General features: G+C 54.7%; 19 protein-coding genes. All 19 read right to left on the bottom strand.

Translation table 11 applies throughout. The features are described from left to right. Window positions 1–61: 61 nt before the first annotated feature. Window positions 62–2,200, bottom strand: coding sequence for a lysine decarboxylase LdcC (locus tag FQK12_RS25100; RefSeq protein ID WP_014228008.1), 2,139 nt, complete (start codon window positions 2,198–2,200; stop codon window positions 62–64). 75 nt (window positions 2,201–2,275) lie between these two features. After that, window positions 2,276–4,066 (bottom strand): chitinase, encoded by a 1,791-nt coding sequence (locus tag FQK12_RS25095; RefSeq protein ID WP_014228007.1) that lies wholly within the window; start codon window positions 4,064–4,066, stop codon window positions 2,276–2,278. Between the two features lie 190 nt (window positions 4,067–4,256). Beyond that, complete coding sequence (gene accA / locus FQK12_RS25090; protein ID WP_004098771.1) at window positions 4,257–5,216, bottom strand: acetyl-CoA carboxylase carboxyl transferase subunit alpha; 960 nt, start codon at window positions 5,214–5,216, stop codon at window positions 4,257–4,259. 12 nt (window positions 5,217–5,228) lie between these two features. Further along, window positions 5,229–8,711: a DNA polymerase III subunit alpha gene (gene dnaE / locus FQK12_RS25085; RefSeq protein ID WP_014228006.1), complete on the bottom strand. Its 3,483-nt coding sequence runs from the start codon at window positions 8,709–8,711 to the stop codon at window positions 5,229–5,231. 38 nt (window positions 8,712–8,749) lie between these two features. After that, on the bottom strand, window positions 8,750–9,346 hold the full coding sequence (gene rnhB / locus FQK12_RS25080) for a ribonuclease HII (RefSeq protein WP_014228005.1): 597 nt from the start codon (window positions 9,344–9,346) through the stop codon (window positions 8,750–8,752). After that, the gene (gene lpxB / locus FQK12_RS25075) at window positions 9,343–10,491 is read right to left on the bottom strand and encodes a lipid-A-disaccharide synthase (RefSeq protein WP_014228004.1); all 1,149 of its coding nucleotides are present in this window, start codon (window positions 10,489–10,491) and stop codon (window positions 9,343–9,345) included. Before lpxB ends, rnhB begins: the two co-directional genes overlap by 4 nt. Next, window positions 10,491–11,279 (bottom strand): acyl-ACP--UDP-N-acetylglucosamine O-acyltransferase, encoded by a 789-nt coding sequence (lpxA, locus tag FQK12_RS25070; RefSeq protein ID WP_004098763.1) that lies wholly within the window; start codon window positions 11,277–11,279, stop codon window positions 10,491–10,493. The genes lpxB and lpxA overlap by 1 nt, the downstream gene beginning before the upstream one ends. A gap of 3 nt (window positions 11,280–11,282) precedes the next feature. Beyond that, window positions 11,283–11,738, bottom strand: coding sequence for a 3-hydroxyacyl-ACP dehydratase FabZ (gene fabZ, locus FQK12_RS25065; protein WP_004098761.1), 456 nt, complete (start codon window positions 11,736–11,738; stop codon window positions 11,283–11,285). Between the two features lie 102 nt (window positions 11,739–11,840). After that, window positions 11,841–12,866, bottom strand: a complete 1,026-nt coding sequence (gene lpxD, locus FQK12_RS25060) for a UDP-3-O-(3-hydroxymyristoyl)glucosamine N-acyltransferase (protein ID WP_014228003.1) — start codon at window positions 12,864–12,866, stop codon at window positions 11,841–11,843. A 3-nt stretch (window positions 12,867–12,869) separates the two neighbouring features. Further along, entirely contained in the window at window positions 12,870–13,355 is a 486-nt protein-coding gene (skp, locus tag FQK12_RS25055) for a molecular chaperone Skp (RefSeq protein WP_004098757.1), read from the bottom strand. Between the two features lie 130 nt (window positions 13,356–13,485). Then, window positions 13,486–15,915 (bottom strand): outer membrane protein assembly factor BamA, encoded by a 2,430-nt coding sequence (gene bamA, locus FQK12_RS25050; RefSeq protein WP_014228002.1) that lies wholly within the window; start codon window positions 15,913–15,915, stop codon window positions 13,486–13,488. 31 nt (window positions 15,916–15,946) lie between these two features. Continuing rightward, on the bottom strand, window positions 15,947–17,299 hold the full coding sequence (gene rseP / locus FQK12_RS25045) for a sigma E protease regulator RseP (RefSeq protein ID WP_014228001.1): 1,353 nt from the start codon (window positions 17,297–17,299) through the stop codon (window positions 15,947–15,949). An 11-nt stretch (window positions 17,300–17,310) separates the two neighbouring features. Further along, complete coding sequence (gene cdsA, locus FQK12_RS25040) at window positions 17,311–18,168, bottom strand: phosphatidate cytidylyltransferase (RefSeq protein WP_014228000.1); 858 nt, start codon at window positions 18,166–18,168, stop codon at window positions 17,311–17,313. 12 nt (window positions 18,169–18,180) lie between these two features. Then, a complete protein-coding gene (gene ispU, locus FQK12_RS25035; protein ID WP_004098751.1) occupies window positions 18,181–18,939 on the bottom strand; it encodes a (2E,6E)-farnesyl-diphosphate-specific ditrans,polycis-undecaprenyl-diphosphate synthase in 759 nt (252 codons plus the stop codon). Window positions 18,940–19,181: 242 nt separating this feature from the next. Next, window positions 19,182–20,381: a 1-deoxy-D-xylulose-5-phosphate reductoisomerase gene (gene ispC / locus FQK12_RS25025; RefSeq protein ID WP_014227999.1), complete on the bottom strand. Its 1,200-nt coding sequence runs from the start codon at window positions 20,379–20,381 to the stop codon at window positions 19,182–19,184. A gap of 226 nt (window positions 20,382–20,607) precedes the next feature. After that, window positions 20,608–21,165 carry a ribosome recycling factor gene (gene frr / locus FQK12_RS25020; RefSeq protein WP_004098748.1) on the bottom strand — a complete coding sequence of 186 codons (558 nt, stop codon included), beginning with the start codon at window positions 21,163–21,165 and terminating at the stop codon, window positions 20,608–20,610. 205 nt (window positions 21,166–21,370) lie between these two features. Beyond that, window positions 21,371–22,096, bottom strand: coding sequence for a UMP kinase (pyrH, locus tag FQK12_RS25015; protein ID WP_004098747.1), 726 nt, complete (start codon window positions 22,094–22,096; stop codon window positions 21,371–21,373). Between the two features lie 146 nt (window positions 22,097–22,242). After that, window positions 22,243–23,094 carry a translation elongation factor Ts gene (gene tsf / locus FQK12_RS25010; RefSeq protein WP_014227998.1) on the bottom strand — a complete coding sequence of 284 codons (852 nt, stop codon included), beginning with the start codon at window positions 23,092–23,094 and terminating at the stop codon, window positions 22,243–22,245. A 119-nt stretch (window positions 23,095–23,213) separates the two neighbouring features. Next, a partial coding sequence (rpsB, locus tag FQK12_RS25005; RefSeq protein ID WP_261393159.1) for a 30S ribosomal protein S2 occupies window positions 23,214–23,742 on the bottom strand: 529 nt, incomplete at its 5' end.

The following is a 23,742-nucleotide window of genomic DNA, read 5'->3' as shown; positions in this document are numbered from 1 at the left end:
GTACAACTCCTCCAGTTGAAGCCAACAACGTTACTCGTTCAGTTCGTGAGTGCGCAAGCGCTTAGTCATTTTTTAAGACTCGAACCCAGTACACGCCGTCTTCATCGCGTTTCGCGCCGTGGATATCGGTTTCGAAACCCGGATAGTGGCGGCCGATGGAGCACAGCATAAGCAGAAAATTGAGCACCGCGCGGCTCTCCTCGGCGATCATCTCGCCGGGCATCAGCAGCGGCACGCCGGGCGGGTACGGTAGGATCATATTCGCTGAAATACGCCCGACCAGATTCTCCAGTTCAATGGTTTCCACTTCGCCTTTAATCTGCCGCTGCCAGGCCTGATGCGGCGTCATTTTCATCTCCGGCAGGACGTCGAAAGCGCTAAGCATCAGCTGCGAGAGCTGGTGCTGGCGAATCAGACGATGAATACCCTGGGCCAGATCCTGAATACGCATGTTGCGGTAAAAATCCGGATCTTCGGCGTACAGATCCGGCAGCATGTTTTTCACCCGTAAATTGAGATCGTAAGCGCGTTTGAACTCGGTCAATCCGCGCAGCAGCCCCATCGCACGGGTTTTATCTATACCGATACTGAACAGGAACAGCAGGTTGTACGGCCCGGTTTTTTCTACCACCACGCCGCGCTCATCAAGGAACTTCGCCACCAGCGCGGCCGGAATGCCTTCGCTATCCATGTTGCCCTGCTCGTCCATACCGGGCGTCAGAATGGTGACTTTCACCGGATCGAGGAACATATGGTCGTCATCGGCGTCCTGAAAGCCATGCCACCTTTCTCCGGGTGAAACCGGCCAGCACTGCGCTTCCCCCACCTCTTCCGGCTGCCAGATATCAAAAAACCAGCCGTCAGACTCTTCGCGCAACCGCTGCACCTCTTTACGAAAATCCAGCGCCCGCTCAATCGAACGCTGAATCAGTCGTCTGCCGGAGTTGCCGCGCAGCATGGCGGCAGCCGTCTCAATGGAGGCAACGATCGGGTAGCTCGGGGAGGTCGAGGTGTGCATCATAAAGGCTTCATTGAAGGTATCTTCATCATAGCTGCCTTTAATATGAATCAGCGAAGCCTGCGATAGCGCGGCCAGCATTTTATGCGTCGACTGCGTTTCAAAGATCACTTTCCCCGCAATGCGATCGCCGCTCATCCCGCTTTTACCCTGATAGATCGGATGAAAATGGGTATAGGGCACCCAGGCGGAATCAAAGTGGATTGACGGTACGTCGAGGGTCTCTTTGATCCAGGTGGTGTTATACAGCAGTCCGTCATAGGTGGAGTTGGTGATCACCGCATGCACAGGCCACCCGGCGCCGCCTGTCGCATTAACCTTTTGCTGAATACTGTCGCGGGTAAATTCGCGCTTGGGTATGCCGCCGAGGATCCCTAGCGCATTGCGCGTCGGCTTTAGCCACAGCGGCACCACGTCGCTCATCATCAGTAAATGAGCCAACGATTTATGGCAGTTGCGATCGATAAGCAGGGTGCTGCCCGCCGGAGCGGAATACATACCGACAATCTTATTCGACGTCGAGGTTCCGTTGGTCACCATATAGCTCTGTTCGGCGCCGAATGCGCGGGCAATATACTCTTCCGCCTCCAGATGCGGACCGCTATGATCGAGCAGGGATCCCAGCTCCGTCACGGAAATAGAGACGTCGGCCTTTAGGGTATTCCCGCCAAAGAAATCATAAAACAGACAGCCCACCGGACTTTTTTGATATGCCGAGCCGCCCATATGCCCGGGGGTACAGAAAGTATATTTCCCCTCCTGCACATAGTTGAACAAGGCTTTGGTAAACGGCGGGGTTATGTTGTCGAGGTATTCGCGGGTGTATTGACCTATGCGGGTAGCAATCTCTTCCGCCAGCCCCAGCGCGTATTCAAAGAACCATAGCGTCATGCGCAGGTCCTGGCTGCTGACGTCCATCGTCGAATGGGCGTTGATAAATGCGTACAGCGGCAGATATTCATTTAAGCGATTGATATCGCTGCACAGATCAACGCTGTATTCATCCCAGTCAAAAATAACCCCGCAGATCCGCGGATTATGCTCGATAAATTGCAAAAGATCGGCGCTATTTTGCGGCCAGATGGTCTGGAAACCTTGCCGTTGCAGGGCGGCTTCCAGTTCTTTGATCGGTTCGTCTTTATAATAGACGCCGTGGGGACCCATGATCGCAATGATATTCACGCTTTCCTCCTGAATTTACCTAAGGAAAGCATCATATCACCCCGCCAGCGCTAAGCACTGGCGGATTTATCTCTATTACAGCGCTTTCCACGCATCGCCCCAGGCAATGCCTGCGCCGGGCTCATAGTAGGTCGGCGCCACGTTGCACCACGCCCCTTCAGGTAGCGGTTTACACTGATACAGCGCGCCGTGGTTATTAACGATATCGCCCGCTTTCCAGGTCTGGGTACTGCTCCAGGAAGGATAGCTGATGGTGTCGCTGTCTTTGCCATCGGTCGTTTCATCCGCAGCAGCAGCTTTAGCCTTCACGTTCAGGGTGTACGTTGCCGTGCTGGACAAGGTCCCGTCGCTTACCGTCAGGCTCACCACATATTGCGCATCGCGATCTTTTTCCGGAGCGGTAAAGGTGATAACGGCTTTATCCTGTCCGCTGATAGTCTGACCGTCCTGCGACATCCAGGTATAGGTGAGCTTATCGCCATTCGCATCGGTAGAGCCCTCCGCGCTCAAGGAAACCCTGGCGCCCGCTTCGATAGCGCCAATCGGACCGGCGATACGCGCAACCGGCGCCACGTTAGTTTCCTGCGCAGGCGTGGTATCGTCAGGCGTGGCCGGGGTGGTATCCTCGGCCTGGCCGGTGTCGTCGATGATATTGACGTTGAAGTGGCTCTGGACGCACTTCGCATAGTCACCTTGTTTAAAGGCGCTATACGGCGTCTGGTAGCCCACCAGCTGGCAGGCGTTAGTCTTGCCATCAGCGGTGTCCGGGCTCCATCCCCAATCCTCTTCCCAGTAAATCGGTAACGCGCCCGCGCCGCCTTCATCGAACTGCTTCATATTCTTACAACCGAGAACTTCATCATCAGCAATCGGCACTTTCAGGTAGTTTGCGAACTCTTTGTAGTAGGCAATACGGTTCAGAGACTGCGCGTTCTCTTCCGCCCCGCCGCACTCGACGCCGCCGTTGATAATTTGAATGGTGACCCCAAAGCCTTCAACCAGGCCATTCGCTTTATCATGATCGTTTGGTACCCAGGTTCCGTCGATGACGTGCAGCATAGAGGGCTTCGGCGGCTGCGGGTAAACGAAGAAGAACACCGCGCTCGCCAGGTTCATCCAGGTATCCGCCACCCGCTCCGGTTTATCCAGCAGAGGACGAACGTCGCCATCGTACATAGCATCGGAGAACGGACCGTAGTTGTAGTTATAGGAGAGCTGTTTTGCGCCGCGGCCAAAGTAGCTCAGGTAGTCGCCGTCTTTATCTTTACCGCAGGGCCAGGTCTGCCCCTGCCAGATATCCGGGTTACACTCCCCGTTGTAGCCGCCTTTCTGACCCTCAACCCAGCCCACTTCACGGAGATAAACCAGCGCCTGGCGCCACTCGGGAATATCGCGCCAGCTTTCGTGGCCACCGGTTTCCTGAGCAAAGTGGGCAAACATGGTTGCCAGAGATTTACGGCATATGGCATCGCTATCGCGTCCGTCGGTATAGGTCCCGCAAACTGCAGGGAATTTACCAATAGCTTTCAGAAAGTTAGAGTAGGTATATTCTGCCGCGCGCATCGGGAATAGATATTCCCAATCCTTTTCGGACAGAATGCTTTCCACGCGCTTCACGTTTGCCGGGTTGGTCGCCAGACCCGGCTCGATTTTTTCAACTTCGCTGTTCGGCAGCGTTTGAATCGATGATTTTACCGATGTCATGAGCGGAAAGTCGGTTAAGGCTTTTTCTTTCGCGGCCAGGTCACTCGCCTTGATGGTTGTCGCTTCCGTTGCGCCAAGCAACGGTGTGGCCTGTGCGGCCCCCAGGCTTAACATGATCCCTGCGGCCACGGCGCTTAATGCGACGGTTTTGTGCAATGCCATAGTATTTCTCCTTTATCCTTGTTAACGGCCTGCCGGGTCGCAATCCCTGGCAGTTGCTGCAGTTTTAGGGGAGATCGGCATCATCGGCTAATCACATTAGCTCTTATTCATCTCATCTCGTCTCAGTAAACAACACATAAAAAAAGGGCCGGAAAATCCGGCCCTCAGGGATAAAAAATGAGTGAGATAATCAGGCGTAGCCGTAGCTCATCAGACGCTGATAGCGACGGTTCAGCAGATCTTCTTCGCTCAGAACATCGAGGTCAGCCAGATCGGCCAGCAGCTGCGCTTTCAGAGAGGCGGCCATGACTTCCGGATTACGATGCGCGCCGCCCAGCGGCTCAGGAATGATGGAGTCAATCAGCTTCAGCTCTTTCAGACGCGGGGCAACAATCCCCATCGCTTCGGCGGCCAGCGGCGCTTTATCGGCGCTTTTCCACAAAATGGAGGCACAGCCTTCCGGGGAGATAACGGAATAGGTGCTGTACTGCAGCATATTCACTTTATCGCCCACGCCGATTGCCAGCGCGCCGCCGGAACCACCTTCACCGATAACGGTGCAGATAACCGGGACGCTCAGACGCGACATTTCACGCAGGTTGCGGGCAATCGCTTCAGACTGGCCGCGCTCTTCCGCACCGACGCCCGGGTAGGCGCCCGGGGTATCGATGAAGGTGATGATCGGCATTTTAAAGCGTTCGGCCATTTCCATCAGGCGCAGCGCCTTACGATAGCCTTCCGGCGCCGGCATACCGAAGTTGCGGCGAATTTTCTCTTTGGTTTCGCGCCCTTTCTGGTGGCCGATAATCATTACCGGACGCCCGTCCAGACGCGCAATCCCGCCGACGATAGCTTTATCGTCAGCATAGGCACGGTCACCGGCCAGTTCGTCGAATTCGTCGAAAGCCAGGCGGACATAATCCAGGGTGTACGGGCGACGTGGATGGCGCGCCAGCTGCGCAACCTGCCATGCACCAAGATCGGCGAAGATCTTGCGCGTCAGCTCTACGCTCTTTTCACGCAGGCGATGCACTTCTTCATCGATATTAATATCCAGTTTCTCATCCTGGCGGCTAACCGCAGTCAGAGAATCGATTTTCGCTTCCAGCTCTGCAATCGGCTGTTCAAAATCAAGGAAATTCAGACTCATAGTATTCCTGTATTAGTCAAACTCCAGTTCCACCTGCTCCGAGCCGATAAGGCCACGCAGATCGTTAAGTAAACGATCGCTCGGAGAGACGCGCCATGTTGCGCCAAAACGCAACCGCGCGCGTGCATCCGCCCTCTGATAATAGAGGTGTACTGGAATAGTTCCCGAACGGTGGGGTTCCAGAGACTGACGGAGTCGGTTTAAAAGCTGGTCATCAATTTGCCTGTCCGTCAGCGAGATAGCAAGCCCGCGAGCATATTTTTCCCGGGCTTCGTCAATGTCCATGACTTCACGAGCGGTCATTTTAAGCCCCCCGCTGAAGTCATCAAAGCTGACCTGTCCGCTGACGATAAGTATGCGGTCTTTTTCCAGCAGCTGCTGGTATTTATCCAGGGCGTCGGTGAACAACATCACCTCCAGACGCCCGGAACGGTCATCCAGCGTGCAGATGCCGATACGATTGCCGCGCTTGGTGACCATGACCCGCGCGGCAATAACGAGCCCGGCCGCCGTGGTCACTTTACCACGATCGGTCGGATGCATGTCTTTGAGTCGTACGCCGCCTACGTAGCGCTCGATCTCTTTCAAGTACTGGTTAATCGGATGCCCGGTCAGATACAGCCCCAGGGTCTCCCTTTCGCCATCCAGCACGACCTGTTCCGGCCACGGCTGGCAGCTGGCGTAGGACTGTTCGATTTGCTCCGGCTCTTCCGCCAGTACGCCGAACATGTCCGCCTGACCGATAGCTTCGGCTTTGGCGTGCTGATCGGCGGCTTTTAGCGCATCGCCCAGTGAATTCATTAACGCCGCGCGATGCGGCCCGAGGCGGTCGAAGGCCCCGGACATAATCAGTTTTTCCAGCACCCGGCGGTTGAGCTTTTTAATATCCGTACGCGCGCAGAGATCGAACAGTTCGCGGAAATAGCCGCCCTGATTACGGGCTTCAATGATCGCTTCTATCGGACCTTCGCCGACGCCTTTGATGGCGCCGATACCATAAACGATTTCGCCATCGTCGTTAACGTGAAAATGGTACAGGCCGGAGTTAATATCCGGCGGCAGGATTTTCAGCCCCATCCGCCAGCACTCATCCACCAGGCCGACGACCTTCTCGGTGTTATCCATATCAGCGGTCATTACCGCCGCCATAAATTCAGCCGGATAGTGCGCCTTCAGCCACAGCGTCTGATAGGACACTAAAGCATAAGCGGCAGAGTGCGATTTGTTAAATCCATAACCGGCGAACTTCTCTACCAGATCAAAGATTTTAATTGCCAGTTCGCCGTCAACGCCGCGCTTTCTCGCCCCTTCTTCAAAGGTGCCGCGCTGCTTGGCCATCTCTTCCGGCTTTTTCTTACCCATCGCACGACGCAGCATATCCGCGCCGCCGAGGGTATAGCCGGAAAGCTCCTGGGCAATCTGCATGACCTGTTCCTGGTACAGGATAATGCCATAGGTTGGCTCCAGTACCGGTTTCAGGCATTCGTGCTGCCACTGTACGTCCGGATACGATATCTCTTCGCGACCGTGCTTACGGTCAATAAAGTTATCCACCATTCCCGACTGCAGCGGCCCCGGTCGGAACAGGGCCACCAGAGCGATCATATCTTCAAAGCAGTCAGGCTGCAGACGCTTGATCAGATCCTTCATACCGCGCGATTCAAGCTGGAAGACGGCGGTGGTTTCCGAACGCTGCAGCATGTCGAAGCTTTTTTTATCGTCCAGCGGGATAGCGGCGATATCCAGCGGCCCCTCGCCGTTCTTCTCGCGGCGGGCGTTGATCATCTCCAGCGCCCAGTTAATGATGGTGAGCGTACGCAGACCGAGGAAGTCGAACTTCACCAGCCCGGCATATTCAACGTCGTTCTTATCAAACTGGGTAACCGGATGCTGGCCCGCTTCATCGCAGTACAGCGGGGCAAAATCGGTTATTTTGGTGGGCGCAATCACCACCCCGCCCGCATGTTTACCGGCGTTACGGGTAACCCCTTCGAGCTTACGCGCCATGTCGATCAGCGCTTTAACCTCTTCGTCCGCCTCGTAAATCTCCGGCAGCTGCGGCTCGGCTTCAAACGCTTTCGCCAGCGTCATACCCGGATCGGGCGGTACCAGCTTGGAAATGCGGTCCACAAAGCCGTACGGGTGGCCCAGCACGCGGCCAACGTCGCGGATAACCGCTTTCGCCGCCATGGTGCCGAAGGTAATAATCTGCGAGACCGCATCGCGACCGTACATGTCCGCGACGTGTTCAATCACCTGGTCGCGCTTCTCCATACAGAAGTCAACGTCGAAGTCGGGCATGGAGACACGTTCCGGGTTAAGGAAACGTTCGAACAGCAGGTCGAACTCCAGCGGATCGAGGTCGGTAATTTTCAGCGCATAGGCCACCAGCGATCCGGCGCCGGAACCACGTCCCGGCCCTACCGGCACGCCGTTATCCTTCGACCACTGGATAAACTCCATAACGATCAGGAAGTAGCCCGGGAACCCCATCTGGTTAATCACCTGCAGCTCAATATCCAGGCGTTCATCATATTCAGGACGGCGTTTAGCCCGCTCATCCGGATCGGGGAACAGGAATTCCAGACGCTCTTCCAGACCCTCTTTGGATTTCTTAACCAGATAATCTTCGGTGGTCATATCCCCCGTCGGGAACTGCGGCAGGAAGTACTCGCCAAGGCGCACGGTCACGTTACAGCGTTTGGCGATCTCCACGGTGTTTTGCAGCGCTTCGGGAATATCGGAAAAGAGCTCGCACATCTCCTCTTCGCTGCGCATATACTGCTGCGGCGAGTAGTTGCGCGGACGCTTGGGATCGTCGAGGGTAAAGCCGTCGTGGATAGCCACGCGGATTTCATGGGCGTCGAAGTCGCCCGGCTCAAGGAAGCGAACATCGTTGGTCGCCACCACCGGTAGGCCGCGGGTTTCCGCCAGTTCTACCGCTGCATGCAGGTAGGGCTCTTCATCCTGACGGCCGGTGCGAATGAGCTCAAGGAAGTAGCAATCAGGGAAATGTTGTTCATAAAAATCAACGCACTGATCCACCAGCGCCATGTTTCCGCGCAGCAGGCTACGACCCACGTCGCCCATACGCCCGCCGGAGAGCAAAATCAGCCCTTCTTTTAATTCGATCAGCCAGTCGCGATCGATAATCGGGCCTGCCGCGCCGTAGCCGCGCTGATAGGCTTTGGAGATCAGCAGCGTCAGGTTTTGATAGCCAGCGTTGTTCGCCGCCAGTACCGTCAGCTGGCTCAGTTCATCGCCAAGCAGATCGCTCTGAACGTGGAAATCGGCCCCGACGATGGGTTTAATTCCGGCACCGTGCCCTGCTCCGTAGAACTTCACCAGCCCGCAGAGGTTGGTAAAATCAGTGATCGCCAGCGCAGGCATGCCGAGCGCGGCCGCCTTTTTTACCAACGGTCCGGTTTTCGCCAGACCATCGATCATGGAATAGTCGCTGTGCACCCGCAGGTGTACGAAACGTGGTTCAGCCATCTTCAGATTCCGCGTTACTTAATTGCTTGCGTGTCAGTTCAGGACGCCAGGCCCAGCGCGCGTTTCACCGGGCCAAAGCTGCGCCGGTATTGCTCGATTACGCCATGTTCCAGCAGCTTTTGCAGATGAAAAGCGGTGGGATAACCTTTATGTTGCGCAAAGCCGTACTGCGGGAACTCCCGGTCCAGTACGGCCATTTCAGCATCGCGCGTCACTTTAGCCAGAATAGACGCGGCGCTGATTTCCGCCACTCGGCTGTCGCCTTTGACGACCGCCAGTGACGGCATCGGCAGCGGCGGACAGCGGTTACCATCAATAAGAACAAACTCAGGGGAAACGCGCAAACCGGCAACGGCGCGCTGCATGGCCAGCATGGTCGCGTGCAAAATATTCAGCTCATCGATTTCATGCGGCTCAGCGCGACCGAGGCTCCAGCACAGCGCTTTTTCTTTGATCTCGTCAAATAGCGCAAGGCGGCGTTTTTCGCTTAGCTTTTTTGAGTCGTTAAGACCGACGATCGGCTTTGCCGGATCGAGAATAACCGCGGCGGTCACCACCGCGCCAACCAGCGGGCCGCGTCCGACTTCATCGACTCCCGCAACCAGATGGGTATGCGGATATACGAATTCCATCATTTTGCTAACTCCAGTACGGCATCCGCCGCCTGCTCATCAGCGTTGCAGCGGATCTGCTGATGCAGCGCGCGGAAGGTTTCATGCATATCGTGGCTGGTTTTTCCGTCGGCCAGCAGCGGCTTCAGCGCCTCGGCCAGCACCTGCGGCCGGCATTCATCCTGCAGCAGTTCTTTAACCAGTTCGCGCCCGGCCAGTAAATTCGGCAACGACACATAGTCGGTCTTCACCAGCCGTTTCGCCAGCCAGAAGGTAAACGGCTTCATCCGATAGCCGACAACCATCGGACACTTAGCCAGCATACACTCCAGCGCAGCCGTGCCGGAGGCCAGCAGCGCGGCATCGCTGGCGATCATCGCATCGCGCGCCCGGCCGTCGAGCAGGTGGACGGCAAGATCCGGCGCCGTTTCCGCTTTGATGCGCTCGAACTGTTCCCGCCGTTTCGCGTTGACCAGCGGAACAACCACTTCCAGGTCGGGATAATGGTCTCGCAGGAGCTGCGCCGTTTTCAGAAAATCAGCGCTGAGCATCTCAACTTCCGCCCCGCGGCTTCCCGGCAGCAGCGCCAGGCAATGCACGTTACGATCGATCCCCAGACGGTCGCGCGCCGCGCCTTTATCCGGGTCCAGCGGCATCGCATCCGCCATCGTGTGGCCGATAAACCGGCAGGGAACGTTGAATTTGTCATAAAACGCTTTTTCGAAAGGCAGAAATGCCAGTACCAGATCGGTGGATCTGCCAATTTTGAAAACGCGTTTTTGCCGCCATGCCCACACCGAGGGGCTGACGTAATGGATGGTTTTGATACCCTGCTTCTTCAGATTACCTTCGAGGGTAATATTGAAGTCAGGCGCATCAATGCCGACGAATACGTCTGGCTTAAGCTCGGTCAATCGACGGGTGAGATCGGCGCGAATATGCAGCAGACGGCGCAGGCGACCCAGCACTTCCACAATGCCCATCACCGCCAGCTCTTCCATCTCATACCAGGCTTCGCAGCCTTCCGCCTGCATCAACGGCCCGGCAACGCCGACAAAGCGGGCATCAGGTATGCGGGCTTTGAGCGCGCGGATAAGACCGGCACCAAGAATATCGCCGGAGGTTTCTCCGGCGACCAGGGCAATCGTCAGGGGACGCAATTCAGCCATTAACGAATCAGGCCGCGCGTGGAGCGGGCAAAAAAGTCGGTAAAGGTCTGCACTTCGGGATACTGCGCCGCCAGCTCGGCAATTTCAGCTTTCGCTTCGTCCAGCGTTTTACCGCTGCGGTACAGCAGCTTATACGCGTTACGAATCGCAGTGATCGCCTCACGGCTGAAGCCGCGACGTTTCAACCCTTCGATGTTGACGCCAAACGGCGTCGCGTGGTTGCCCTGCGCAATCACGAACGGCGGAACGTCCTGCGCTACGCCGGAGCAGCCGCCCACCATCACGTGTGCGCCAATAATGCAGAACTGATGCACGGCGGTCATGCCGCCGATGATAACAAAATCATCCAGCGAAACGTGGCCCGCAAGGGTCGCGTTATTGGCCAGAATACAGCGGTCGCCCAGCGTACAATCGTGCGCCACGTGGGCGTTGATCATCAGCAGGTTATCGCTGCCCACCTTCGTTAATCCACCGCCCTGTACTGTGCCACGATGAATGGTGACGCTTTCGCGGATGCGGTTGCGATCGCCAATTTCCACGCGGGTCGGTTCGCCAGCATATTTCAGGTCCTGGTTAACTTCGCCGATGGAAGCGAACTGATAGATCTCGTTATCGCGGCCAATTTTGGTATGGCCGTTGATGACAACGTGAGATTTCAGTACGGTACCTTCGCCGATTTCGACGTTAGCACCAACAATACAAAACGGGCCAACGTGGACGTTAGCGCCAATAACGGCGCCTTCTTCTACAATGGCGGAAGGATGAATAAAGGCGGTTTTATCAATCACGTATCAGGCCTCCCGGCTACGGGCACACATCATCGTTGCTTCGCAAACCACTTTTCCGTCAACGGTTGCAACGCCTTTAAAGCGAGTCAGACCGCGGCGGGTTTTTTCAAAAGTGACTTCCATAATCATCTGATCGCCAGGCACGACCGGACGTTTGAAACGCGCTTCGTCAATCCCGGCAAAATAATACAGCTCGCCCGGTTCCAGTTTTCCAACGCTTTTGAATGCCAGAATGCCGGTGGCCTGGGCCATAGCTTCGAGAATCAATACGCCCGGTAAAATCGGCTTACCAGGGAAATGCCCCTGGAAAAACGGCTCATTTACAGAAACATTTTTAACTGCGCGTAGAAAACGACCTTCTTCAAAATCCAGCACGCGATCGACCAGCAGGAACGGGTATCGGTGAGGCAGAAGTTCCAGAATCTCTTCAATGTGCAGAGTATGAGTGTCAGTAGTCAAAATACTCTTCCTGTCTAAATATCCTAAAAGGCAATAATAACACGGCCTGCGGCAATCTCATGAATGCAACAGGCCGAAAATTTAATGTGGCTGGACGCAGCACTAATCTTGTTGATTAACCTTGCGCTCAATGGCTTTGAGGCGCTTGCTCATATCATCAATATTCAGTACCAGCGCAGCGGTCTTACGCCAGACCTTATTCGGCTGCAGCGGGATACCTGAAGAGTAAACCCCTGGCTCGGTGATAGGACGCATAACCATTCCCATCCCCGTGACGGTGACTTTATCGCAGATTTCCATATGGCCGTTGATCACGCTGGCTCCGCCAATCATGCAGTAGCGGCCGATCTTCAGGCTGCCCGCCATGATGACGCCGCCAGCAACCGCGGTGTTGTCGCCAATCACCACGTTGTGCGCGATTTGACACTGGTTATCAATAATCACGCCGTTACCGATGACGGTGTCGTCCAGCGCACCACGGTCAATGGTCGTACAGGCGCCAATCTCCACGCGATCGCCAATAATCACGCGACCAAGCTGTGGGATCTTAACCCAGTTGCCGCGATCGTTCGCGTAGCCGAAGCCATCTGCGCCAATCACCGTGCTGGACTGGATCAGGCAATTCTCGCCGATCTCAATGTCGTGGTAAACGGTGACGTTGGCCCATAAACGCGAGCCGGCACCTATTTTCGTATTTTTCCCAACGAAGCAGCCCGCGCCGATAACCACGTTATCACCGAGGATGACGCCCGATTCAATCACGGCGTTTGGGCCAATCGCCACGTGGGCACCCAGCTTCGCCGTCGCATCGATGACCGCACTGGGCGCGATATCCTGCGCCGGCTGCGGCGTGGTATCAAGAATTTGAGCCATGCGCGCGTAGGTCAGGTAGGGATTACGCACTACCAGCGCGGCGCTATGAGCAAAAGGTAAATCATCCTGCGTCATCACGACGGCAGATGCCTGGCAAGCGGCCAGGTGTTCACGGTACTTAGGATTTACCATGAAAGTAATATCGCCCGCTTGTGCGGACTGCATGGACGCAACGCCGGTGATGACGATATCGCCATCACCGTGTAATTCTGCATCCAACTGCTGGGCTAAATCAGCCAGTCGAATTGAAGGCATTACTTATTTAACCTGTTTCAGCACATCAGCGGTGATGTCTTTTACATCGCTGCTGTTGTATGCAACGGCATTAGAGTCAACAACCAGATCGATGCTCTGATCTTTAGCCACGCTCTGCACAGCGCTCTGAATACGAGTCACCAGCTTGCCGCGCTCTTCGTTAGAACGACGTGCACGATCCTGTTCGAAAGACTGCGCTTTCTGGGAGAAAGTCTGGCGCTGAGCCATCACGTCTTTTTCCAGTTTGGTACGGTCAGAGCCCGCTTTCATGGACTGCAGACGCTGCATTTTAGACTGCAGGTCGCCTTCCATACGCTGCAGCTCGCTCGCGCGGCCTTTAAACTCGTTTTCCAGCGTGTTAGAAACGCCTGTTTTCTGGGCAACCTGTTGGAAGAGGCTGTTCATGTTAACCATTGCAATTTTATCTGCCGCCTGAGCGGAAGTTACCATTGCTAAACCCAGACCTGCAGCTAATAACCACTTTTTCACAATTAACTCCTTACCATCCCATGAGTACCCAGGGGTACCGTTATTTGCGTGGCCAGGCGACAACCTCAGTTATCGCCAATAGTCAGCGCTATACTGCAACTGCACTTACATTCCATTGTAGCCAATACCATTACCAGGTTTTACCGATGTTAAACTGGAACTGTTCGGCTTTGTCTCCATCGTACTTTTTAAACGGCTGAGCGTAGGAGAATACCAACGGCCCTAACGGCGACATCCACTGTACTGCGATACCCGCAGACATACGGATATTGCTTGGATCGCTGTAGTCCGGGTAACCCCCATATGCGGCTGAATCCCAGTGAGTATCCCACACGGTACCCATATCCCAGAAGACGGAAGTACGGACCGAGTTCGCATATTTATCGCTAATAAACGGCGTCGGGGTGATCAGCTCAAGGCTGGCAACCGCCATGGCGTTACCGCCCACCGCATCATCAGACTTACACGGTGCGGACTCGCTGCTCTTACATTCGTTATCGTAGCTGCTGTCGTCGTCATGACGGCTGCTGGCCGGGAAATAAACCGCTTTCGGACCGATAGTATTGGACTGGAAGCCACGCACGGTGCTTGAACCACCGGCATAGAAGTTCTCATAGAACGGCATCTCTTTACCGCCCAGACCATCGCCATAACCAAAGCGGGTACGACCCAACATCACCCATTTATGATCGTCATCGATCGGTACATAGGTCGCGGTATCGAGCGTCGCTTTGTAGTATTCGTTATCCGATCCCGGAATCGTCACTTTACCGTTCAGGTTGACGCGTGAGCCTTCGGTCGGGAAGAAGCCACGGTCGAGCTTGTTATACGTCCAGCCGTAGTTGAAGGTGAAGTCGTCAGCGCTGAACGAGTTTCTGTCGTTGGTGTTGTCCGGATACTGCCCCATCGAATTCAGATAACGCCACATGGATACCTGAGGCTGCATGTTGGATAGCTTGTTATGCACATAGCCCAGGCCCGCGCGCAGCGTATTGTATTCGTTAACCGGGAAGCCCAGCGTGATGTCTGTACCATAGCTTTTGTTGGTATAGTCAGACAGGTCCGCATCGTTAGCGTCGAAGTCGTTATAGAAAACACGACCGCCGAGGCTGACGCCATCCACGGTAAAGTACGGGTTCGTCACCGACAGTTCAGTATAGGTCTGATAGTCGTTTTTGGTGCCGTTAATCCCAACGGAATAGCCGGTACCGAGCCAGTTATCCTGCTGAACGCCGGCCTGGAAGCTGACGCCGCTTTCCGTACCGTAACCAACGCCGAAGTTAAAGCTACCGGTGTTACGCTCTTTAACCTTATAGACCACGTCAACCTGATCCGGGCTGCCCGGAACGCGCTGCGTATCGGTATCAACCGTTTCAAAGTAGCCTAAACGGTTCAGACGATCTTTACCCTGATCGACCAGGTCGCTGCCCAGCCAGGCGCCTTCCATCTGACGCATTTCGCGACGCAGAACGGCATCTTTCGAGGTGTCGTTGCCTTCGAAGCGAATTTTACGCACGTAGTAGCGGTTACCCGCATCGACGTTCACGTGCAGCTTCACGGTCTTATCGCTATCGCTGATTTCCGGCTGGGACTGAACGCGCGGATAGGCATAGCCGTAGCGACCAAGGAGTTTCTTAATGTCATTCTCCATTTTGGTCACTTTGGTGCCGTTATACAGCTCGCCCGGCTCCACTTTGGTCAGCGCTTCGATTTCTGCCGAATGCCCCGCCAGGTCACCCGTCACCTGCACACCAGAAAGCTTGTACTGATCGCCTTCGGTAATGTTGATGGTGATGTAGATACCTTTTTTGTCCGGCGTCAGGCTAACCTGCGTGGAGTCAATGTTGAAACGAGCATAGCCGCGATCCAGATAGTAGCTGCGCAGCGTTTCAAGATCTCCCGCCAGCTTCTGTTTCTGATATTTACGATCGCCAACCACGTTCCACCACGGCACTTCATCGCGCAGCTGGAAGGTAGAAATGAGTTCATCGGTGCTGAATGCGTGGTTACCGACGATATTGATCTGCTGGATTTTCGCCGAGACGCCTTCCTGGAATACCAGCTTCAGGTCGACACGGTTACGCGGCAGCGGCGTCACGACAGCTTTAACGCTGGCGCTGTACTTACCGACGCTGTAGTAGAAATCCTCCAGCCCCTTTTCGATATCAGCCAGCGTGGTGCGATCGAGGGATTCCCCTACGCGCACGCCGGATGCCTCAAGGTTTTGCTTGAGCATGTCATCTTTCACCGACTTGTTACCGGAGAAAGTGATGCTGGCAATCGTTGGACGCTCTTTCACCTGCACCAGCAGGGTATCACCATCGCGCAGTACGCGGACGTCCTCAAAGTTGCCGGTGGCAAACAGAGCACGGATGGTGTTACTGATATCATCATCGGTTACGGTATCGCCAGGACGCACTGGCATACTGAGGAGGGCCGCACCAACAGCGACTCGCTGAAGGCCTTCGAAATGAATGTCCTTCACCACGAACCCGTCAGCACCGTATACGGTTGCGCTGCTAAACAGCAGCGACGCTATGAGCAACTTTTTCATCGCCATCGTTATTATGCGTTCTTCCTAACAAACTCTCTTACAACCGAGAGAAATCATTGAAAAGTGCAAGCCCCATTAACAGCACCAGCAATATTGAGCCAATGCGATAACTAAAGTCTTGAACTCGCTCGGATACCGGCCCGCCTTTCAGCTTTTCAATCGCCAAAAACAGCAGATGTCCCCCGTCGAGAACGGGAAGCGGGAACAGGTTGATTATGCCGAGGTTCACGCTGATCAGCGCAAGGAACATCAGATAGTAAATCAACCCAAATTCCGCTGACATCCCAGCCCCCTGGGCGATAGAAATCGGCCCGCTGAGGTTGTTCAGTTTGACATCACCGGTTATCAATTTGCCCAGCATTCGGACCGTTAACGACATCAGCTGCCAGGTTTTATCCGTGGCTTCAGCGATGGCGGCAAATGGCCCGTACTGACGCACTGTCTTATATTCATCAGGCAGCGGGATGACCTTAGGTACGACCCCTGCAAACCCCTCCGCTTTGCCTTTGGTAGACTTCGTATCCGGCGTCAAGGTCACCGACAGGGGGCTACCCTGCCGCTCGATGTCCAGAACTAATGCCCTACCCGGATTATCACGCACCAGATTAACAAACGTCATCCACTGCGTTAACGGTTGACCATCGACTTTAACGATCCTGTCGCCCGCTTGCAAACCCGCCTTCTGCGCCGCCGAGTCAGATTGTACTTCAGCCAGGACGGTATCAATCTGCGCGCTGCGAGGCTGAATGCCCAACGAGGCAACCGGATCTTGTTTATCCGGCTCAAACGCCCAGTGCTGCAGATCGAGGATTTTATCCTGACGTTGATTGGTCCCGAAAGGGGCGACCGTAACTATTGTTTGCCGATCGCCTATCTTCGCCACCAGCGCCATACGTACTGCATCCCAATCAGGCGTTTCGATGCCATCTATCGCTTTAAGTTCCGTTCCTTTTGCAATTTGTGCTTGCGCGGCGATCGAGTTGGGCGTTATGTCGCCAACGACCGGACGCACGCCTGGCACGCCGATAATAAACACCAGCCAGTAGGCAAAAATGGCAAAAAGGAAGTTCGCGATTGGCCCCGCGGCAATAACGGCGGCGCGCTGGCCGACGGTTTTGTTGTTAAACGCGGAGTGACGCATCTCTGGCGCCACGGGCTCAACGCGTTCGTCGAGCATTTTGACATAACCGCCCAGCGGAATAAGGGCGATAATAAATTCCGTTCCTTGCTTGTCAAAACGGCGCCACAGCGCTTTGCCAAAGCCGATTGAGAAACGCTCAACGCGGATACCGCAGCGGCGAGCAACCCAGAAATGGCCAAACTCATGGACGGTGATCAACACGCCCAGCGCAATAATAAAAGCAGCCAAATTCCAGAGAACGCTCAGCATAAAACCTTCCGTCAAATCGTCCTGAAAACCAACAAGAGTAGGCAAGCAAACACGGGCACCGCGGCCGTCAGGCTATCGATACGATCGAGGATACCGCCGTGTCCGGGAATCAGATTTCCGCTATCTTTAATGCCAGCTTCGCGTTTAAACATGCTTTCGGTCAGGTCGCCGAGTACCGAAGCCAGGGCCGCGACAATAGAACACACCAGCAGCACCATCGGCGTAACATTCAGATGGGCCCACCAGCCGTAAGCCCAGGAGATAACCGCTGCCGTTAACAGACCGCCGAAAAAACCCTGCCAGGTTTTACCCGGAGAAACCTTCGGCGCCAGCTTATGCTTACCGAACATTTTTCCGAACATGTAAGCGCCGGAATCCGCGCCCCAGACCAGAATCATTACGTACAGCAACCACAGCGCACCGCTATAATGGTCATCAGTATAATGCCAGGCCCGAAGCGCCAGCATGCCCCAAAAAAACGGCACGATGGTCAGGACGCCAAAAATCAGACGGAGCGTTTTTGAATTGCGCCAGAAAGCCGCTGAAGCGGGGTAAGTCAGCACTAAAAGCAGCGCGACGACCCACCAGCCTAATGACGCCCATAGCGCGCCCTCAACCAGCGGTTGATGAACGTCATAATGGTATTCCGGCATCAGGAATAGCATCAGCGCCAGCAGCAAACCGCAAAGCACTGACAGCCAGACTCTCTGGGTAGTTGAAGTGAAACCGCTAAATTGCCCCCACTCCCACGCGGCGAGCATACAGACGACTAGCGTAACGATGGCAAAACCCGCGGGCGGCAGTAAAAAAAGCGCCGCAATAACAACGGGTATTAAGACGAAAGCAGAAATCAGGCGATACTTCAGCAAAAGTGACCCCCATCAGGCATTGTTGCCGCCCGGCTCAGTGCCGCCGAAGCGACGCTCTCGATTAACAAAGGCATGGAGTGCACCTTCAAAGTCCTGTTCAGCGAAATCGGGCCAAAGAACATCCGTAAAGTAAAGTTCGGCATAGGCAATTTGCCAAATCAAAAAATTACTAATGCGATGCTCTCCCCCGGTCCTAATAACTAAATCTACGGGAGCCAGTTCATGCATGCAGACCTGCTGGCTCAGCATCTCTTCTGTGATTTGCTCGGGCTGAAGCACCCCGTCTTGCACCTGTTTGGCCAGATGACGAACGCCCTGGACGATATCCCAGCGGCCGCCGTAGTTCGCCGCAATATTCAGGGTCAAACCGGTGTTGTTCTCAGTCAGCGCCTCCGCTTTACGAATACGCTCCTGGAGACGCGCATTGAAGCGCGTGGTCTCGCCGATAATACGCAGGCGCACATTATGCCGGTGCAGACTTTTCACTTCGCTATCCAGCGCCCAGACAAACAGCTCCATCAGCGCGCTGACTTCCTGCGCCGGGCGATTCCAGTTTTCACTGCTGAACGCGTATAACGTCAACGCTTCAATACCATTATTCGCCGCGAAAGAGACGGCGCGACGAACAGATTTAGCGCCGGCTTTATGGCCAAAGGCGCGGATCTTTCCTTGCCGTTTTGCCCAACGCCCGTTGCCATCCATAATAATGGCCACATGACGACAGCCATGCGCAGGCAACATTTCGCTGACAGTTTGATTAGCAGACAACATAACGCGTTTTAAGTCCATAATAAGGATTAGCTAAGCTACTAAACACGGGCCACCGGTCAGCGCTGGATACGCATTTTTATCCGGTGCCGGAGCTACGGCCAATCGCAGAGAACAACCAAAAGCTTTACGCAAAAAAGCCGTGTCTTGCCACGGCCACCGTAATCTTTCACACCAAAATGCAACGATCGGATGGCGCAGACTATATCACTGAAGCACAGCGCCCACAAATATCACAACGCGTATCAGAATTTGCGCCACGCCGTCAGGAGCTGGCCTGCGCTTACCCGGGCCATCGCATCAATAGCCAGCACTTCATCAATACTTTGCGGCTCATTTAACGCCTGTTGATCCAGCACCGCCTGATTTATCGCCGCAATATCGGTAAAGCGAATATCCCCGTTCAGAAACGCCGCGACTGAAACTTCATTTGCCGCATTCAGCGCCGTGGTCGCCGCCTGACCGACATCAAAAGCCTCCATGGCCAGCTTCAGGCAGGGGTAACGGCCGTAATCCGGCGCCGAGAAGCTCAGAGTGCTCAACTGACAGAAATCCAGCGGTTTCACGCCAGAATTAAGGCGTTTTGGCCAGCCCATCGTGTGGGCAATCGGCGTACGCATATCCGGCTCGCCGAGCTGCGCCAGGACGCTGCCATCCTGATAACGTACCATCGAGTGAATCACCGATTGCGGATGGATCAGGACTTCCATCTGCTGCGCCGAGGCGTTGAACAGCCAGCGGGCTTCGATATACTCCAGCCCTTTGTTCATCATGGTGGCCGAATCGACAGATATTTTGCGCCCCATCGACCAGTTTGGATGCTTGCATGCCCGATCGGGGGTCATCGCCGCCAGTTCAGAAATCGCCGTTTCCCGGAAGGGACCGCCGGAGCCAGTGAGCAGAATCGACGCCACGCCGTTCTGGGTTAAATCAGCGTATCCCAGATTATGTTGAATTGTTTCCGGCATACTCTGAAAAATCGCATTATGCTCGCTATCAACCGGCAACAATCGTGCGCCGTACTGCTGCACGGCATCCATAAACAGACGGCCGCAGGTCACCAGCGACTCTTTGTTCGCCAGCAGCACCGTTTTACCCGCACGAATGGCTGAGAGCGTCGGCACCAGGCCTGCTGCGCCGACAATCGCCGCCATCACCTGCTCAACCTCGTCGAGCGCCGCCACTTCTGCCGCCGCCTGCTGGCCGCTCATGACTTCCGTTCGGCAGCCCTGCTCGCGCAGTTGCGCACGCAGCAGCTCCGCGCTGTGCGCATCGTCCATTACCGCGTAACGAGGGGAGAATTCCAGACATTGTTCAACCATACGGTCGACATTTTTCCCGGCGACCAGCGCGGTGATAGAAAAGCTATCAGGATTATGGCGCACCACATCCAGCGTGCTGCAGCCGATAGAACCGGTCGAACCAAGAATGGTTAATTGCTTCATGAGGCGTCCAGAATAATGAAGACAGGATAAAAAGCAAAACGCCGCCAGCAAACCCTTATGCATCAATTATCGGTTGACAGAGCGGAGGCGCAAGGCCTTTGACATGGCGCCAAAGGCTACAAGGCCAGCCGTCTAAACGCAATCCCGAAAATTGAGCGTACGGTCTCCTGTACGGCGTTTCAGATTTTACGCAGGCCGATCGTCAGACCTGCGTGTCGGCAGAGAATCAGAACTGCATCAGTTCCGCTTCTTTATCCGCCAGCGCCGCATCAACTTTCTTGATAGCAGCATCAGTCATTTTCTGCACATCTTCCTGAGAGCGGCGATCGTCATCTTCGCTGATCTCTTTCTCTTTCAGCAGCGCTTTGACTTTGTCGTTGGCATCGCGACGGACGTTACGTACGGCAACGCGCGCCTGTTCAGCTTCGCCACGCACGATTTTGGTCAGATCTTTACGACGCTCTTCGGTCAGCGGCGGCAGCGGAACGCGGATATCGCTGCCCGCAGAGCTTGGGTTCAGACCGAGATCGGAAGCCATAATCGCTTTTTCAACGGCCGGGCTCATGGAGCGATCGAAGACGTTGATCTTCAGCGTGCGCGAGTCTTCTACCGTTACGCTAGCCAGCTGACGCAGCGGAGTCGGCGTGCCGTAGTATTCCACGATAATGCCATCCAGCAGGCTGGGAGAAGCACGACCCGTGCGTATTTTGCTGATTTGGGTTTTGAACGCTTCAACGCATTTGTCCATGCGTACTTCAGCATCTTTTCTGATATCGCTAATCACGTTACGAATCCTTGAAAATTTGTCTCAGACAGACCAGACGGTCGCCCACTGCAAAAGTGAGCTAAGTATAGTCATGTTTATGCTCAGCGTCTTTCAGGCTACGGGTCAGCCGCAGCATTCCGTCCACAGAGCATGTTGAAAACCATCGGGTCAAAAACCCGAAAAAGTAAGGCCGAATATTACCCGTATTTGACGCTAACGGGAATTACTCAGTAATTAATGTGCCTTCTTTTTCACCCATCACCACGCGGCGCAGCGCGCCAGGCTTATTCATATTGAATACGCGAATCGGCAGTTTGTGGTCACGCGCCAGGGTAAAGGCCGCAAGATCCATCACTTTCAGCTCTTTATCCAGTACTTCGCTGTAGGTCAGCTGATCGTACATCGTTGCGGAAGGATCTTTGGCCGGGTCGGCGGTAAATACACCGTCGACTTTGGTGGCTTTCAGTACCACATCGGCTTCAATTTCAATGCCGCGCAGGCAGGCAGCGGAATCGGTGGTAAAGAATGGGTTGCCGGTACCCGCGGAAAGAATCACCACGCGGTTGTTACGCAGCAGGCTGATAGCTTCCGCCCAGCTGTAGTTATCGCACACGCCATTCAGCGGAATCGCTGACATCAGGCGGGCGTTCACATAGGCGCGATGAAGTGCATCACGCATTGCAAGGCCGTTCATGACCGTTGCCAGCATGCCCATGTGGTCGCCCACAACGCGGTTCATACCCGCTTTCGCCAGACCAGCACCACGGAAAAGGTTACCGCCACCAATCACTACGCCAACCTGAATACCCAGCTCAACCAGTTCTTTGATTTCCTGAGCCATGCGGTCAAGTATGCTCGCATCAATACCGAAGCCTTCCGAACCTTGCAGAGCTTCGCCACTTAACTTAAGCAGAATACGTTTGTAGACGGGTTTTGCATTGGTAGCCATGTTTCTTTCCTGAGACTGTCAACGAATGAGATGAATTTATTCTGGCGACATTGTACGTCGCTTTTCAGCGTGCCCACTATAGCGGTTGGCTGAATTTACACATTAGGCGCAAAAAGAAGCCGCCCTCAGGCGGCTCCTTTTGAAAATTAAGACTGCTTGGACATCGCAGCAACTTCTGCTGCAAAGTCAGTCTCAACTTTCTCAATGCCTTCGCCCACTTCAAAGCGGATGAAGCCAGTCACGTCAGCGTTGTGCTCTTTCAGCAGCTGAGCAACGGATTTGCTCGGGTCCATAACGAACGGCTGACCGGTCAGAGAAACTTCGCCGGTGAATTTCTTCATGCGGCCTTCAACCATTTTCTCTGCGATTTCTTTCGGCTTGCCAGACTGCATGGCGATGTCCAGCTGAACCTGGTACTCTTTTTCGACCACTTCAGCGGAAACGTCTTCCGGCTTAACGAATTCAGGCTTGCTTGCAGCGACGTGCATAGCCAGCTGTTTAACCAGCTCTTCGCTCGCGCCTTTAGCGGCAACCAGAACACCGATACGCGCGCCGTGCTGGTAAGAGCCCAGAACTTCGCCTTCCAGGGAAGAAACGCGACGGATGTTGATGTTCTCACCGATTTTAGCAACCAGCGCAACGCGTTCTTCTTCGAACTGTGCTTTCAGAACCTCAACGTCGGTGATTTTGCCTGCAACAGCTGCATCCAGAACTTTGTTTGCAAACGCCTGGAAGCCACCATCTTTAGCCACGAAGTCAGTCTGGCAGTTAACTTCCAGAATGATGCCGTAGGTGCCATCAATTTTAGTGATGATCACGCCGTCAGCGGCAACGTTGCCCGCTTTTTTCGCTGCTTTAATAGCACCGGATTTACGCATGTTTTCAATTGCCAGCTCGATGTCGCCGTTCGCTTCAGTCAGCGCTTTTTTGCAATCCATCATGCCTGCGCCAGTACGCTCGCGCAGCTCTTTTACCAGGGATGCGGTAATTTCAGCCATTCTTTATTCCTCGGGAGATGTGATCGGCCCGGTTCCAGGAACCAGACAGATTTGAAAGTGAAAAAGGGGCCGCTAAGAGGCCCCTATTTATACACGGTACTAAATAAGGGTATGCCTTATTATTCAGCTTCTACGAAGCTTTCTTCCGCCTGAGAAGCCAGATCCTGAGAACGGCCTTCACGAACGGTAGCAGCAACAGCGCTCAGGTACAGGCTAACTGCACGGATTGCGTCGTCGTTACCCGGGATAACGAAGTCAACGCCGTCCGGATCGGAGTTAGTATCAACGATAGCAAATACCGGAATACCCAGGTTGTTTGCTTCTTTGATTGCGATGTGCTCGTGGTCAGCGTCGATAACGAACAGCGCGTCCGGCAGGCCGCCCATGTCTTTGATACCGCCCAGGCTGTTTTCCAGCTTGTCCAGCTCACGAGTGCGCATCAGCGCTTCTTTCTTGGTCAGCTTGTCGAAAGTACCGTCCTGGGACTGAGTTTCCAGGTCTTTCAGACGTTTGATGGACTGACGAACGGTTTTCCAGTTAGTCAGCATACCGCCCAGCCAGCGATGGTTCACGAAGAACTGATCGCAGCTCAGAGCAGCGTCTTTTACCGCTTCGCTTGCAGCGCGCTTAGTACCAACGAAAAGGATT

It is taken from the genome of Klebsiella sp. ME-303 (assembly GCF_007910085.1).
Lineage (GTDB): Bacteria > Pseudomonadota > Gammaproteobacteria > Enterobacterales > Enterobacteriaceae > Klebsiella > Klebsiella michiganensis.
The sequence above is the reverse complement of the archived record's forward strand: the minus strand, read 5'-3'. Positions and strand labels throughout refer to the sequence as shown.